Below are 15,737 nucleotides of genomic sequence, written 5' to 3'. Positions count from 1 at the left end.
GCGTATGGTCAAGACGGACCTTAAAAACAAGGACGAAACACGGGCGCTTGCCCGCGTGAATAAAGCCAAGCGCAGGCCGGAAGAGATCGCCGACCGCATCAAGGATTTCATTCGGGCGAAAACCTTGGAGCCCGGGGACCGGTTGCCTCAGGAAAAGGAATTGATCGATCAGTTCAAAGCCGCCAAGGGGACTGTTCGTGAGGCAATGAAAGCACTTGAAACGCAAGGCCTTATCTATACGCGTAGCGGGCCGGGCGGCGGCGCATTTGTGGCGGAGCCATCGGCACGACATGCTATGGAAATGCTGGGCAGCTTCTTCTTCTTTGATCAGCCGAGCTTGAGCGAAATCTACTCCATCCGCAAACTTCTGGAACCGGAAATTGCCGCATTGCTGGCAGGCAGGCTCATGCAACGCGATATCATCCAACTGGAAAATACCATGCGCCTTTATGATCGCCCGCCTATCGATCTGGACGATCAGTACCAGCAGCGTGTGGCGGAACTCGATTTCCATTCGCTGCTGGCGCGATTGTGTCCTGACCGACTGCTCGGTTTCATCTGCGGGCTGACGCACCATCTTCTGCGGAACCTGCCTGTCGCAAGGGGCATCTATGCAGATCCAACGCCTGCATCCCGCGAAGCTGGCCTCGTTTTCCAGCACCGCCTGCTGGCCGCACTTATAGAGAACAGACCAGAGGATGCACGACGCATCGCCTACGAACATATGCTGGCCGCCGAAGATTATATGCTCGCGAAGGCCAAGACAGTTGGCGGAGCTAATTAGGAAAAACCGATAAAAATGGGAACCATCCCGGCGCTCTTGCATTTGCAACTATGAGGGCCGCCGCCAGTTGATATGCGACGGCCCCTTTCGTGAGGGCATTGCCCGTAAGCTGTAAAGCAGTTTTCGGGCTGTGCAATGAACGAGGGCAGGGACAAACGGATTCCCGTTTGAAATCGCTCTCGTGATGACAATGGAGGTTTTGACCCTTTTTATGTGTGGAATTTGCGGAGAAGTCAGGTTCGATGGCGGTTCGCCATCGGTTTCGGCAGTCTCGAAAATGGCGGATGTTTTAAGCCCCCGAGGGCCGGACGCATCTGGTATCGTCATCCGGGGCAATATTGGCTTCGGTCACAGAAGACTGAGGATCCTCGATCTTTCCGAAAAATCGCAGCAACCAATGATCGACGCCGACCTCGGTCTCACACTGGTTTTCAATGGATGCATCTACAATTTCCGCGAGTTGCGTGCAGAACTTGAAGCAAAGGGTTATCACTTCTTCTCCGATGGAGACACGGAAGTGATCCTGAAGGCCTGGCATGCGTGGGGAGAAAATTGCGTCTCCCGATTTTTGGGTATGTTCGCATTCGCAATCCACGAACGGGATACGGGAAGGATCATTCTCGCTCGCGACCGTTTCGGGATAAAGCCGCTCTATCTTGCCGAGGTCCGCGGCGCGTTGCGTTTTGCGTCTTCGCTGCCAGCATTGGTGAAAGCTGGCGGCGTTGATACTTCGATCGACCGCGCTGCTCTCCACAATTACATGAGCTTTCACGCGGTCGTTCCACCGCCGCGCACGATCTATGAAGGTGTGCGTAAGCTTCCACCTGCAACGATGCGCGTCTATGAAGCCAATGGCAATTTCAAAGACCGGATTTACTGGCAGGCGCCCTATCGCCGACTGCCGGGTGACAGCGCTCTGAGCCGTGAGGAATGGCAGGAGCAATTGTTGGACATGCTCCGTGTGGCAGTCAAAAGACGCATGATCTCTGATGTTCCGGTCGGCGTTCTTCTTTCCGGCGGCGTGGATTCCAGCCTCATTGTAGGGCTGCTGGCTGAAGCAGGTCAGACCGGCCTTATGAGTTTTTCTGTCGGCTTCGAAGAAGCCAATGGTGAGAAAGGCGATGAGTTCGTCTATTCGGACCTGATAGCCAAGCATTTCGGCACGGATCACCACAAAATCTTTGTTCCGTCGGCGGATCTCATGGACGCCTTGCCTGGAACCATTGCCGCCATGTCGGAGCCGATGGTTTCCTATGACAATGTGGGCTTTTACCTTCTCTCGAAGGAAGTGTCGAAGCACATCAAGGTTGTCCAATCGGGGCAGGGCGCAGACGAGGTGTTCGGTGGCTATCACTGGTATCCGCCTCTCATTGATTCCAACGATGTGGTCAGCGACTATGCCAAGGGATTCCGCGACCGGACGCATGCGGTGCTTGCAACGCAATTGTCTCCAGAGTGGATGTCCGAACAGGATTACAGCCAGCAACTTCTCGAACAAAGGCTGCTTGAGGATGGCGCCGATACGCCCGTGGATCGCGCGTTGAGGCTCGATACCAATGTGATGCTCGTGGACGACCCGGTCAAACGCGTCGATAACATGACGATGGCATGGGGGCTGGAAGCGCGGGTGCCCTTCCTTGACCATGAACTCGTTGAACTGGCAGCGCGGATACCTCCTGAGGAAAAGCTGCGCGATGGCGGCAAAGGCATCCTCAAGGACGTTGCGCGGAAGATCATCCCAAGCGAGGTCATCGACCGGAAGAAGGGTTATTTTCCGGTGCCGCAGCTCAAATATATCGCAGGGCCCTATCTCGACATGTTGCGCGATGCGTTGTCATCCCAGAAGGCGCGCGAACGTGGGCTTTTTCAGCGCGATTACCTGGAGCGTCTGTTCACAAAGCCCTCAGACCACATCACGCCACTGCGTGGATCGGAATTGTGGCAGGCGGGCCTGTTGGAGATGTGGCTCCAGACGCAGGAGGCATAAATGCATAACCATGGTGAGGACCGTATGACCCGGCAGAAAGCCAGGGGCGGCAAGGCTCTTTCGCATCGTCTGACCCGCTTGCGCACGCCTGAAAGTGCAGGGTTTTACCAGGAGCATTCTCAAGGCCATAAGGCGGAAACTGATAGCAGGCATCGCAATGTAGCACTCGATTGTGGATGGGGCCGTTTGTTGTTTGCTCAGACATTCGACAGCAACCAAGCCATTGTTGACGCGATGCGGGCCGAAGCTCCGGCAAGTAGAGATATCCTGTTTTATGTCAGCGATCCGCATGTGCTATTGTCGCTGGCACCGCACGAGATTTTTCTCGATCCGTCGCATACTTACCGTCTGGAACTGTCGACCTACCGGGCTGGCGGGCGTCGCACACGTGGCATCACCATTCGTCGCGCCATTTCGGAAATTGATGCAGATGGTATCAACGGGGTCTATGCAGCGTGCGGGATGGTTCAGCTTCGGGAAGATTTCTTTTCTGCCGAGCGGGTCAACCGCGCTGTGACCTATTTTGTCGCTCAGGACGACGCCACTGGCGAAATTGTCGGAACGGTCACTGGCATCGACCATCAGCGCTTGTTCGACGATCCTGATCGCGGGGCGTCCCTCTGGTGCCTCGCGGTTCATCCGCAGGCGCGTCAACCCGGCATTGGTGAAAAGCTGGTGCGCATGCTGGCCGAACATTTTCAGGCGCGTGGGTTGCGTCATATGGATTTGTCGGTGCTCCATGACAATGAAAACGCTATCCGTCTTTATGAAAAACTCGGATTCAATCGCGTTCCGCTTTTTGCAGTGAAGTGCAAAAACGCAATCAATGAAAAGTTCTTCGCATCTCGTCTCGAAGCCGTTGAGGCGCTTAACCCCTATGCGCGGATCATTGTGGATGAAGCAATGCGCCGGGGTGTCCAGGTTGATGTAACAGATGCGGAAGGCGGCTTCTTTCGTCTCTCTTATGGGGGGCGTTCGATTCATTGTCGTGAGAGCCTGTCTGAGATGACCTCCGGCGTTGCGATGTCGATCTGTGATGATAAGGCCGTGACCAGACGGGTTGTTGAAAAAGCGGGACTGGTCGTGCCTGCACAGATTTCTGCCGACGCACGCCCTGAAATGCTCGAAGCTTTCTTGCGTCAACATGGGAAGCTTGTCGTCAAACCGGCGCGCGGAGAACAGGGCCGGGGGATATCTGTTGGAATATCCGATATGAAGCAGCTGCAAACGGCAATCAAACAGGCGCGCACTGTTTGTGATCGGGTTCTGCTGGAAGCTTGTTTTGATGGTGAGGATTTGCGTCTGGTTATTATCAATTATCAGCTTGTCGCAGCGGCGGTGCGTCGCCCGCCACGTGTGGTGGGTGACGGAAAGACATCTGTTCGAAAGCTCATCGAGATTCAATCACGTCGTCGCTCTGCCGCTACTGGCGGTGAAAGCCGCATCCCTATCGACGCTGAAACTAAAAGATGTCTCCAAGAGCAGGCGCTATCGCTCGATAGCGTACTAGAAGACGGCCATGAAATCACGGTGCGCAAGGCTGCCAATCTGCATACTGGCGGGACCATTCATGACGTCACATATATTGTCGATCCCGAGCTAGTCAATGCGGCTTGTCGTGCCGCGCGTGCAATCAATATTCCGGTGGTGGGCATCGACTTTATGGTCAAGCAACCGGATAGTCCAGAATACATTTTCATTGAGGCCAATGAGCGACCAGGGCTAGCCAACCATGAACCAAGACCAACAGCGGCCAAGTTTGTTGAGTGCCTGTTTCCGCAGCTTCACCACGACGGTTGAAATGGTTCTGCATCAACATATTACATGAGTAAGCCATGTTAAGCTGTTATCATGTAACGGTAACTTCTTGGGATAAATAGACAAAAAGGTGGCCCGCTTTCCGGCGGGCCACATGTTTTGTGTCATGGTCGGGTTGGGGCAGGGGCTGCCCCAAGGGAGTTGTTTGTTATGCCTTGCCGAGACGCTTGCGCAGTTCGGTGTTTTCGGAGCGAAGCTTTGCAGCCAGTTCCTTGCGCAGCTTCAAGTTTTCAGCTTCCAGTGCAACAAGCGCCTTGAGATCGTCGCTCGACGATGCCTTGGCAGCAGCCGGTGCTGCGGTCTTTCCAGCAGCATTCTTCCAGTTGTAATAGGTCTGTTCGCTGACTTCAGCCTGCTGCAATGCAGCTTTCAACGTGACCTTGCCACCCTTGGTAGCCTTTTCAACAGAGGCAAGAATAGAAGCGCGTTCAGCTGGCGAATATTTCTTCACCTTGCGACCAGCTGGTGCTGCGGCAATTGCAGCGGCCTTGGCTGCGCTCTTGGCAGCTTTGGGAGCCTTGGCCGCAGGCTTTGCAGCGGCTGCCTTAGGCTCGGCCTTCTTGCGCGGTGCACGGGTTTTCGGCTTGCTGCTTGCAGGCTCTGCGGCAGCGGTCTGGTTTGCTTCTACAATGGTTTCATCAGCCATGTTCAGTTTCTCCTGAATTGATACTCGGGTAAGCTTTCCGGGCGCCGAATATATGGGACAATGCTTAATGCAACCATAAGTGCCATTACTTTGACAATTTGTGAAGAGATGCCATCCAAAGACATGCGGCGAGCGATCTATTGTGAAGGCGGATTGATTGTTGAAAACGGGGCCCGAAATCTATAGGTAGAGCGCAGTACCTGTCGTACACTTCCATGGAATTTGATCGAGAAAGCTATTTTCGGATGAAGAATCCAATCCGCAATGTTGTGGTTGAATATAAGAACCGGCGTGCGCGCAAGAGCGGCAACTCTCTTTGGGGCAACCTTGATCTGAAATCGATTGCCCGTGAAGTGGATGAGGATGTCAAGGCACCGCTCGCAGCCGAGCCGTCAAAGCCCGCTATCCCGCAAGCTGGCAGCAAGCCTGCTGAGACCATCCAAGAACCCACCCCACAGGGGAAAGCCGTTGTTGAGCCAGTAATCTTGGAAGCAATCGCGTCACCGCAAGAAACCGAAACGCTTCCGGCTATCGCCACTCCCGTCTCGGCAACGCCTGAAAAGAAAAAGCGAATTCCTCGCCGTCACTTGAAGGCAATTGCTGACAAGCCGGTAAAGGCAAAACCATCTCCGCGCGCGAAACTTGATATTCTGGATGAACTGCAAGCACTTGAGGCCGAGAATGCTGCACTAAAACGACAGCTGGCTGAAAAGCTCAACGCCGAAAACCAGAAAATGCGAAAAATGCTTATGAGGTAGAGGTTAATAATTTATCCGATTGATTGTTTGAATATCTTTCCCGGCGCCTAAACCTGTATTCCTGCCTAAGCAGTAATTATCGTGTCTTATTTGATTTGGAAAAATATGTCGATTTAGTATAAACAATCCGGCGACTGGGGAGTTTTTCGACTTCTTCAGCATCGGAAAAGGCGAGACATGGATGCAAAGTCAGTCTATATCACAGTGATGCTGATCATTCTTGCGAATGGCGGCGTTCTGAGCGCAATCCTCTCCGATTTTCCGACCACGTTAAGACCTGCTGCTCGTATCTGGCAATGGGCTACTCTGCTCGTCGCGCTTGGGTGTGGGATATTCGCTGCCGAAGTTTACTTGCCGTCGAACCTGGCGATCATTACGGCAAATGTGGTTTTGATGATAGCGCTGAGCATGTATCATCTGGCCATCAGACAGTTTCACGGTTTGCCCCTTTACTCGCACGTTCTGTTGGTGCCGGTCTTGGGTATGCTCCCGTTTCTTTATTACGTTGTCTTCGTTCCAGACATCAAAGTGCGGGTGATCATCGTTTCGATTCTTTGGGCTATCATCATGTTGGCCTCGACAGCTATCCTGATCAGTCCCGAACACTCAAAGGAGTATCAATCCCGTAGTCGGTTTGCGATGGCTGTAATTTACATAATGGCGGCGCTTACTACGATACTGCGCGCAATCCTTTACGTTTCGCTAGATACACAACCGAATTTCACGATTGCGGACAACACCCACTGGATGAACAGCGTGACGCCAGTGTTTCTATCTGTATTGCCGGTTATTGGAACCACAACATTTTTGCTCATGTGCTCCGATCAGGTCAAACGCCGTTGGCAGAATGCTGCATCACGCGATTATTTAACAGACCTGCCAAACCGGCGTTCGCTGATTGCGTATGGTACGTCGATCATAGGGTCCACCGAAGAAACATCCAGTCACCGGGCAGTTGCAATCCTCGATATCGATCAGTTCAAATCCATCAATGATAGCTATGGTCATTTTTCAGGCGACGTCGTTTTGCAAACGCTTGCACAAAGACTAAAAGCCATTTTGCAGGCTGATGATTTTATTGCTCGTACAGGCGGTGAGGAGTTCGTAATCATTTTTGGCGAAAAAAGCAGCCGTGATGCAGAAATGGCCGCCGAACTAGTCCGTAACGCCGTTGCGGGAAACGTGTTTTCTATAGGCAACGCGTCAATATCAGTCACGGTGTCGATCGGACTTGTCGTCCAGAACAAATCGATGAAGTTCGATGACGTGATGATACATGCTGACAAGGCGCTGTATATCGCAAAGAATAATGGACGCAATCGGATTGAAGTGGTTGCGATAGACACGGCGTGAAACCTCGGCCGCTGCAGGTGAAGGTTCCATAAGATAGATTACGCGATTGATCTATTATAACAGGGTGGGTTCTAGCTTGAAGTGCGACTTGCAAACGATAACAATGAGTTATCCTAAGCAAGGAACCCGTCATGGAACGCACCTACGCGCATATTGATCTGGATGAACGCCGCAAGATCGCCCGCTGGCGCGCTGCAAACCTCTCCGTTGATATTATTGCCGAGAAACTTGGACGACATCGCTCAACCGTTTTCCGCGAGTTGAAACGCAATCGATTTGTCGACGATTAGATCACGGACCTGACTGGGTATTACTGCACGGTTGCCGATCAGAAAGCACGTGAACGTCGCTCGAAACGACGCAAGCTCATCCGGTTTGATCATTTGCGTCAATCCGTGATCAAGCACATCAGCGATGGATGGTCGCCGCAGCAAATTGCCGGGAGAATGCAACTGGAGCGCCACCCCATCTCTGTCAGTCATGAAACGATCTATCAGTTTGTTTATTCCGACGACGGTCGAAAAGAAGGGCTTTGGAAATATCTGCCTGAACAGCGTGCCAGGCGGCGTCCACGTCATGCCCGGCGCCACCATGGACGCCGCTTCCCGCCGGAACTGAGCATCTTGCACCGCCCGGACATGATCGCCAGACGTAAGCAGTTTGGCCACTGGGAGTGTGATTTGATCCAGTTTCGCAAGACGTTCGGCAAGGCCAATGTAACGTCTCTGGTCGAACGGGTGAGCCGCTTTACCGTCCTGTTGCGCAACAATGATCGTCAATCAAGGCCGGTGATGGACGGTGTGATTAGGGTACTCCAACCCCTGCCCCAAATGGCGCGTCGCTCGATCACCTTTGATCGCGGCACTGAGTTCACGGAATGGGCTTACCTGCAGGCCGGGATCGGATCACAAACGTGGTTCTGTGATCCGCAGTCGCCCTGGCAAAAGGGAACGGTCGAAAACACCAACAGGCGAACAAGACGATGGCTCCCCAGAGACCTTGATCCACTAACGTTGAGTGACCGAGATCTCGTATTCATCAGTCATCGCCTCAACAATACGCCGCGCAAATGTTTGGGGTACAAAACGCCAGCAGAAGTCTTCCGACAAAAACTCATCGCAAACAGACATCGTTCTACATAAACTCAAACTGTAAAAGTCGCGCTTCAGCATGACCTCACATTCTGCTGAAAGCGGATCAAACCGAACGGGTGATCCCGCCGTCGACGCGCAGGTTCTGCCCTGTGATATACCCCGCGCCGTCCGACACCAGAAACGCGATGGTCGCAGCGATTTCCGCCGCCGTGCCGTAGCGGTTCATTGGCACACTGTCTCGTCGTTCATCGGTTGATGGAAGACTATCGATCCAGCCCGGCAAAACATTGTTGATACGAATGTTCTTCGCTGCATAATCGTCGGCGAAAATTTTGGTAAAGCTGGCCAAACCCGCCCGGAATGTCGCGGAGGTCGGGAACATCGCCGAGGGTTCGGAAGCCCATGCCGTCGAAATGTTGACAATGGCGCCGCCACCTTGCGCTTCCATGATCGGTGTGACCAGACGAATTGGCCGCACGGCGCTCAGGAAATAGACTTCCATGCCCTTGTGCCAATCTTCGTCTGAAAGTTCGAGAATGGGTGCACGGGGGCCATGTCCGGCCGAATTGACCAACGCGTCCACTCGCCCCCATTTGTCCGTCGTGAGATCAACGAGCCGCTTTATGTCGTCGTTGACAAGGTTCGATCCTGTGACGCCAATGCCGCCCAGTTCCTTTGCCAGTGCTTCACCCTTGCCGGACGAAGACAGAATAGCGACGCGGTAGCCATCCTGCGCCAGTTTTCTCGCGGCGGCAGCACCCATGCCCGAACCGCCAGCCGTAATGATTGCTACTTTTTCTCCAGACATGAAAGTCTCCTTCATCAAAATGTTGAACACACTATGCCAAATTTCGCATGAACTTTCGCGCCAGAAAGAAACACGCTATGCTGTAGAAAATCTACAGGATTTCTCATGGACCAATCACGCCGTAAATTACCCCCGCTGAATGCCTTGCGCGCCTTCGAAGCGTCAGGCCGCAGACTGAATTTCCGCGCCGCTGCTGATGAGTTGTTTGTTACGCAAGGCGCGGTCGCGCAACAGGTTCGGGCGCTGGAAGATCATCTCGGTTTAACGCTGTTTCATCGTCTGCCGCGTGGACTTGCTCTGACTTCACAGGGGGCGAACTATCTTGCAGAGGTGACCCGGGCTTTCGACACGCTTGGAGAAGCAACAGGTCGGCTGCTGGATCGACCGGAGGCCGTCACGATCAGCGTCACGCCAACCGTTGCCGCCAAGCTGCTAATCCCGAGACTTGCAAAACTTCAAGCCGACCTTTCCGGCATAGAGCTGCGCACTGTTGCGACAGAAGCTATTTCCGATTTCGACAGGGACAATGTGGACATAGCAGTGCGCCTTACCCGTCCGCCCTTCCCTTCCACGCTGGAAGCAAAACTGCTGTTTCGTCAGGAACTGGTCGCCGTCGCGAGCCCGTATCTTGTGGGTAAGCGGGTTTTGCCCCTGACAAGCGAACAGCTTCGGGAGATGCCACTTTTGCACGATGCGCATAATCATTGGCACGAGCTCTTGGGGTCGAAAGCAAAACTGCTGGGCGCAATGTTCAACCAGACGGCGCTCGCTTTGGATGCTGCATTGGCTGGTCAGGGTGTCGCCCTGGCGTGCAGGGCTTTCGTTGCGTCCGACATTGCCGCCGGGCGGCTGGTGCAAGTGGCCGAACCTACCATCAGGATAGAACCCGATTATTATCTTGTCCGCAAACGGTCTACATCACCAAGGAAAGCTGCCGACGCTGTTTGGGAGTGGTGTTCAGAGCGGTTGCTCTTGCCCGAAATGAAATCAGCGTCGGACGGCTGATTGTTTTTCCCCTTCATTACACCAGCATTGCAAGGCAGCGCTTTTTCAGATCAGCCAATATGGACGCGCTGCGGTCCCGCGGACGGGGTAATCCTACGTCGAAGACATCACGCACCCGACCGGGATTAGGCTCCATAATTAAAACGCGATCAGCAAGATAAAGCGCCTCCTCCACATCATGTGTGACAATAATGATCGAGACCTTGTTCTTCTCCCAGATCGATAACAGTTCGTCTTGAAGGCGCATCCGCAAGATCGAATCCAACGCTGCGAACGGTTCATCCATCAGCAAAATATCGGGTTCCTGTGCCAGCGCTCTGGCTATCGCCGCACGTTGAGCCATCCCGCCTGAAAGCTGCTTCGGATAGGCCTTCGCATAGTCGCTGAGACCAACGAGCGCGAGGTAATGCTGTACTCTTTCGCGCTTGGATGCGGGCGAAAGATCAGACTTGTCGTAAGCGAGTTCAACATTGCGCTCAACGGTGAGCCATGGATACAAACGGTGATCCTGAAAAACCATGCCGACCTTTGCCGTTGACTGAGCGTCGCCACGTGTAATCGAACCTCGATAGTCGCCGTCCAATCCTATAATCAATCGCAGCAGTGTGGATTTTCCGCAGCCGGATGCACCGACGATGGAGAGGATTTCGTTGTGTCCGACCTCAAAATTGATATCCTTCAGCACCGGGCGTGGAGCACCGTCGAGAACGAAGGATTTACTGACATGTTCGATTGAAAGAGCGTTCATTGGGTCTCAACTCCAGGGGGAAATGATCGATGTGGCGCGGCGAACAAGCCATGACAACAAAACACCGCCCGCAGCCAAGGTGAATACGCCAACGATCACGATATCCATGCGAAATTGATCACGCGCGCTTGCAATATAGCTGCCGAGGCCGCGACCATTTCCGATTGCATATTCTGCGCCTATCGTTCCGATCCATGCCGATAGAGCAGCAATTTGCAAACCGACATAGATGCTCGGAAGCGCCGATGGCAGATAGAGACGACAGATGCTGGTCCGGCGTTTCAAGTGCAGCGTTTTTGCAACTTCGATTAGCGAGGATGGAACCTGTCGCACGCCCTGCTCTGTCGCTAGAAAAAGTGGGAAGAAGGTAGAGAGTGCTGTGAACACCAATTTTGTGCCTTCACCGTTTCCGAACCACGCGGTCAGCAGCGGAATCCAGGCAAATAGTGCGACTTGACGCACCGCATGGATGGATGGTGCGAGCGCCAATCCGGCCCAACGATAGCTCCCAACCACAAATCCGAGTACGAGCCCTGCAATGCCGCCGATGCTGCCACCGACAGCTACACGGACGATGCTTGCTGCAAGTGCCGCCCATAATTCTCGCCCGGAAGGATCGAGAAACGGTGCTTCCAGAACCTGCAGGGGATGAATAGCCATGGGGCCAGAGATCAGGCCAGCGGATAACGCAACCCACCAAACGATCAATGCAGCGATTGGCACCACCGCACCGCGAGGAAATGGTGGGAGTAGCGACGAACGCTCAGCCATTTGCGCCGCTCTCCCTGCGCATCAGTGCCTCGGCACGCTTCAGAAGAAGGTCGAGCAGAAAGCCCACAACGCCCACCACCACCATGCCGACGATAACAATGTCGAGCTGGAAAAGTGTACGCCCCCAGACCATCATGTACCCAAGACCATCGGTACCCGCGAGCATTTCGACGACGATCAGGGAAACGAATGCCTGACTGAGCGAAACCCGGACACCACTTGCAATATAGGGTGCCATTGCCGGGATCGTCAGCTTGAAAAACCGGGTCCGCGTGCGCAGGCCAAGAATGTCGGCAACCTCGTTGAACCCTTTGGGGACGTTTCTGGCTCCCTCTGCGGTGCTGATAGCCATCGGCACAAAACAGGCTTTCGAAAGGATGATGATCTTCACGCTTTCTTCGATGCCGAATAGCAGGATCAGGATGGGCAGCCAGCCAAGAGATGGCACAGCGGCAAGCGCCCTGAAACTCGGCCCGAGATACGCATTCGCGGTTTCGGATTTGCCAATGAGAAAGCCGAAGGCGAAGCCGAGGGACGAACCAATCAGAAAGCCCTCTGCAATGCGTTTGAAGCTTACGATGGCGGCAGAAAATATGTCGCCGTCGGCCAGAAGATCCAGAAAGGTGTTAAAGACCCAATCCGGACGTGGAAGCACCTGCGGCGAAACCCAGCTATTCGCCGACGCGGCCCACCAGAGAACGAGCAAGCACACCGGGCCGGACAGAGCCAGCACGTAGCTTGCGACGCGCGTTTGCAATCGCGCTGACCGCTCGCCTTTAATTCTCCGGGAAACGCGAAAGCCGGCACCAGCTTCGAACGTCGCCATAAGCTTCTCCGATCAGTTCAGAAGGCCGCCTGTCGCGGACCGATCCGGCCACAACGACTGAAGGTTCAGTGTCTTCACGGCATTATCCACGTAGCTGCGGTCAACCCAGGCATCGAGATCGATGTCACGGCGGATCAGCTTCTGCTGTTTGTTGAATTCGATGCCGCTGCGATAACGAGCCGCGAAGAAACCGTCGAGCCGGGGATTGTACTTCTTGCCGAGCTGGCCGCCTTCATTCGACTTGCGGATAACCTCAACTGGCGACCCTGCCCGCGACCAGATTTTGAAGGCCTCTTCCCGGTTTTTCTCGTCCGACAGCCATTGCGCGGCTTTGACAAAGCCCGTCACGACTTTTTGCGTTGCTTCCGGGTAAGCTTTGCGGAACTTGTCGGTGACGAGGAAAGCACCAAAGCCATCACCAGTCGCGCCAGCAGCGGATGACTTGTAGAAAATCTTGGCCAAGCCCTTATCTTCAAGCGGAAGCAGGAAATCAGCGCCGAACACGGCATCGACGCTCTTTGCTGCAATAGCGGCGAGCTGATCGGCATTCTTCAAATCGACGATGGTGATATCTTTTTCGGACAGACCTGCATTATTGAGGGCTGTAATCAGCGCCCAGTGAATGATGGTTGCTTTCTGGATTGCGACTTTCTTACCCTTCAGGTCGGCGATGGACTTGATGTCGAGATCGGGTCTCGACGCGCCAAAAATCGTGGTTCCGCCATAGGATGCCAGAATGACAGTATCGAGACCGTTCGCCTTGCCGATGATATTGGGAACCGCGCCATAGGATGCAAAGTCAAGTTGACCGTTGGACAGTGCTTCGTTGATGGCCGGGCCTGTCCCCGTGAAATAGGTAAACTCGACTTTGGTGGGAGTTCCCTTGAATTCATCCGCGATGAAGCTTTTGGCGTCCGCTATTGCCTGAAGGCCGACGCCGAACGGCGTACCAAAGCCGAAGCCCACATCACCGAAACGAATATTTGCGGGTGCATCCTCGGCCAGCGTAGGAGCAGCCGTGGTGGTTATAACGCCGACCGCCAGCAGGAAGGTCGATAAAAATCGTCTCATAAATTTCTCCAGTCAGGGTATGATTTTTCCGGTCTCGAAGATCCGGTAACTCCAGTCGCCAGCCGTTCCGCGCGGCTTGGCATTTTTCCATCCCATCTCTCGACGGAAACTGCCCATCACGCCACGCGCAATCAGCTCGCTCTCGGTCGCGCCTTCAATCGCCTCGGAAAGCGGTGATACGTAGAGCGCGTCGGTTGGGCAGAAAAGCTCGCACAGGAAGCAGGTCTGGCAGTCCGACTGGCGCACGATGATGGGCGCGCTGTCGGGAACCGCATCGAACACATTGTCCGGGCAGGCGTCGACACACAGGTCGCATTTGATGCAGCGATCTTCACTGACGATCTCTATCATGACGCTGCCCTCAGTCGATTATCCGTCTCAAACGAAGCCCAGATGTTTTCAATGCCCCCGGAGTCAATTGGCTTTGCCATATTCGGGTTCGTCTCCGGAAAATCTGTGCGGCGCTGCAAGCCACGGCTTTCCTTGCGTAACAGCGCACTTTGGGTCGCCCATCGGGCAGTCGCGATAAGCGCTTCGACCTCTCGCACCTTTGTCGTGCGGTGCAATCGCCAACTTTCGTCACGCCAAAGCGAGGCCAGTTTTTCGGACACTACCGACAACCGATCATGGTTTCGGAAGAATCCACCATCCAGCGGAAGAACCTGCTGCTTAACGTCGTTCAAAACTGCATCGACATCGCGGGTCGCATGATCTGCCCGTTCTCCCAATTGACCATTGGCGGAACGCACTTTCCTATCGCGCCAGTTCGCGCCCAACGATTGAACGAACGTCGCGGCATCCTCACCAGCCCAGGAACCTGTCGCCATCGCCCAGCTGGAGTTTGGGCCGCCGCCACCGCTGGACGCGCCCGACATTCCCTGCCGGGTTGCCGCGTCTCCGGCAGCAAACAAGCCGGGGATCGTTGTCGTTGCGCGACCGTCGATCTTGAGACCACCGGTGCCGCGAACCGTCCCTTCGTGGCGAAGAGTAATTGGAAAGCGCTCAGTGAAGGGATTGATCCCCATGCGATCAAACGGCACAAAGATATTCGGCTGGCCGCGACGAAATCCTTCTTGCAAACGCGGTGGCGCTTTATCCAGAACGGCGTAGACCGGCCCTTTGATCAGTTCTCGCGCGACAATGCTCTGGCGGTCTCCTGCCGAGGAAAGTTCATTGCCCTGCTCGTCGCTGAAAGTGCCCCAGAAATACACCACGCCTTTCGTAACGCTTGAATAGGCTGGCGAAATACCGAACTGGGCGGAAAACTCCATGCCTGAAAGAACAGCACCAGCTTCTGCGGCCATGAGATAACCATCGCCGGTGAGGTTGTTCGTGCCAAGCGCGCCGCTGCGAAACGCGCAGCCGCCTGTCGCAATGACCACCGCGCCAGCGCGGATGTGCAGCAACTCACCCGACCGCCGATATCGCGCTATTGCACCTGCAACCGCACCGTCGGACACAAGCAATTCTTCTATCGGGCAATGATCGATAACCCGCACGTGCGCCTTGATCAGCTTCTGTCGCATGAACCGCAAATAGTCCGGACCGCGCAGCATTCCGCGATAGGGCCTGCCATCCTCGTAAGTTGGAAAATTGTAGCCCCATTGGGCGAGCAGATCGAGGTTCTCGACAGTCCGGTCAAGCACGCGCTCAATACGTTCCTGTTCCGCGAGGCCCTGCCCGAGCCGCACCCTTTGGGCAACGGTCGCGCTCCGTTCGGCGGTGCCGCGATGGGTGTATATCGTGGTGGTATTGCCTGCCGCCGTGGCGCCGCTGGTGCCGACATAACCCTTTTCGACAAGAACGACGCTCGCGCCCCTGGCAGCTGCATTCCAGGCGGCCCAGCACCCGGCTGGTCCCCCTCCGATCACAAGCACGTCCGCTGATATTTCTACTGTATCTATATTCATGGTCTCTCGCATTCGCGAAAAACCTATAATTTATATAGAATTTATCAAGGAAGGTTTGATTGGCGTCAGGGAGGTGGGTTAAAATAGTTTTCCATAATGATAAAACGCGCCGCAAAGACTTAAAGGTCTGCGGCGCGAAACTGAAATATTAGGCAGCG

14 protein-coding genes and 1 pseudogene are annotated in these 15,737 nt (G+C 54.5%); 7 read left to right on the top strand and 8 right to left on the bottom strand.

What is annotated here, in order from left to right; genetic code table 11:
- Positions 1–4: 4 nt before the first annotated feature.
- The 3 genes from FIC94_RS14100 to ngg all read left to right on the top strand — a co-directional run bounded on the left by FIC94_RS14100 (position 5) and on the right by ngg (position 4,571).
- Entirely contained in the window at positions 5–784 is a 780-nt protein-coding gene (locus FIC94_RS14100; RefSeq protein WP_140025297.1) for a FadR/GntR family transcriptional regulator, read from the top strand.
- 211 nt (positions 785–995) lie between these two features.
- The gene (locus FIC94_RS14095) at positions 996–2,771 is read left to right on the top strand and encodes an N-acetylglutaminylglutamine amidotransferase (protein ID WP_140025359.1); all 1,776 of its coding nucleotides are present in this window, start codon (positions 996–998) and stop codon (positions 2,769–2,771) included.
- The gene (ngg, locus tag FIC94_RS14090) at positions 2,772–4,571 is read left to right on the top strand and encodes an N-acetylglutaminylglutamine synthetase (RefSeq protein WP_140025296.1); all 1,800 of its coding nucleotides are present in this window, start codon (positions 2,772–2,774) and stop codon (positions 4,569–4,571) included. It abuts the gene before it with no gap.
- Between the two features lie 166 nt (positions 4,572–4,737).
- On the opposite strand, the gene FIC94_RS14085 is transcribed toward ngg, so the two are convergent.
- Positions 4,738–5,235 (bottom strand): transposase, encoded by a 498-nt coding sequence (locus FIC94_RS14085; protein WP_140025295.1) that lies wholly within the window; start codon positions 5,233–5,235, stop codon positions 4,738–4,740.
- 215 nt (positions 5,236–5,450) lie between these two features.
- Between FIC94_RS14085 and FIC94_RS14080 the strand changes: the two genes are divergently transcribed.
- The 3 genes and pseudogenes from FIC94_RS14080 (at position 5,451) to FIC94_RS14070 (ending at position 8,488) form a co-directional block, all read left to right on the top strand.
- Positions 5,451–5,993, top strand: coding sequence for a dihydrolipoyllysine-residue succinyltransferase component of 2-oxoglutarate dehydrogenase complex (locus FIC94_RS14080; protein WP_140025294.1), 543 nt, complete (start codon positions 5,451–5,453; stop codon positions 5,991–5,993).
- Between the two features lie 177 nt (positions 5,994–6,170).
- Positions 6,171–7,346 (top strand): GGDEF domain-containing protein, encoded by a 1,176-nt coding sequence (locus FIC94_RS14075; protein ID WP_140025293.1) that lies wholly within the window; start codon positions 6,171–6,173, stop codon positions 7,344–7,346.
- Positions 7,347–7,477: 131 nt separating this feature from the next.
- Positions 7,478–8,488 (top strand): annotated as a pseudogene (locus FIC94_RS14070) (IS30 family transposase).
- Between the two features lie 55 nt (positions 8,489–8,543).
- Here FIC94_RS14070 and FIC94_RS14065 read toward each other — a convergent pair.
- Positions 8,544–9,248, bottom strand: a complete 705-nt coding sequence (locus FIC94_RS14065) for an SDR family oxidoreductase (RefSeq protein ID WP_140025292.1) — start codon at positions 9,246–9,248, stop codon at positions 8,544–8,546.
- Between the two features lie 105 nt (positions 9,249–9,353).
- On the opposite strand from FIC94_RS14065, the gene FIC94_RS14060 reads away from it, so the two are divergent.
- Entirely contained in the window at positions 9,354–10,253 is a 900-nt protein-coding gene (locus tag FIC94_RS14060; RefSeq protein WP_140025291.1) for a LysR substrate-binding domain-containing protein, read from the top strand.
- A 16-nt stretch (positions 10,254–10,269) separates the two neighbouring features.
- On the opposite strand, the gene FIC94_RS14055 is transcribed toward FIC94_RS14060, so the two are convergent.
- From FIC94_RS14055 to FIC94_RS14030, 6 genes are read right to left on the bottom strand one after another with little or no spacing between them, the layout of a single operon-like run.
- Positions 10,270–11,001, bottom strand: coding sequence for an ABC transporter ATP-binding protein (locus tag FIC94_RS14055; RefSeq protein WP_140025290.1), 732 nt, complete (start codon positions 10,999–11,001; stop codon positions 10,270–10,272).
- 6 nt (positions 11,002–11,007) lie between these two features.
- The gene (locus tag FIC94_RS14050) at positions 11,008–11,772 is read right to left on the bottom strand and encodes an ABC transporter permease (protein WP_140025289.1); all 765 of its coding nucleotides are present in this window, start codon (positions 11,770–11,772) and stop codon (positions 11,008–11,010) included.
- On the bottom strand, positions 11,765–12,598 hold the full coding sequence (locus FIC94_RS14045) for an ABC transporter permease (protein WP_140025288.1): 834 nt from the start codon (positions 12,596–12,598) through the stop codon (positions 11,765–11,767). Before FIC94_RS14045 ends, FIC94_RS14050 begins: the two co-directional genes overlap by 8 nt.
- Before the next feature lie 12 nt (positions 12,599–12,610).
- A complete protein-coding gene (locus tag FIC94_RS14040; RefSeq protein WP_140025287.1) occupies positions 12,611–13,669 on the bottom strand; it encodes an ABC transporter substrate-binding protein in 1,059 nt (352 codons plus the stop codon).
- A gap of 12 nt (positions 13,670–13,681) precedes the next feature.
- Positions 13,682–14,020, bottom strand: coding sequence for a 4Fe-4S dicluster domain-containing protein (locus FIC94_RS14035; protein ID WP_109365989.1), 339 nt, complete (start codon positions 14,018–14,020; stop codon positions 13,682–13,684).
- Positions 14,017–15,579, bottom strand: coding sequence for an FAD-dependent oxidoreductase (locus FIC94_RS14030; RefSeq protein ID WP_140025286.1), 1,563 nt, complete (start codon positions 15,577–15,579; stop codon positions 14,017–14,019). The genes FIC94_RS14035 and FIC94_RS14030 overlap by 4 nt, the downstream gene beginning before the upstream one ends.
- Positions 15,580–15,737 lie beyond the last annotated feature (158 nt).

It is taken from the genome of Ochrobactrum teleogrylli (genome assembly GCF_006376685.1).
GTDB lineage: Bacteria > Pseudomonadota > Alphaproteobacteria > Rhizobiales > Rhizobiaceae > Brucella > Brucella teleogrylli.
The sequence above is the reverse complement of the archived record's forward strand: the minus strand, read 5'-3'. Positions and strand labels throughout refer to the sequence as shown.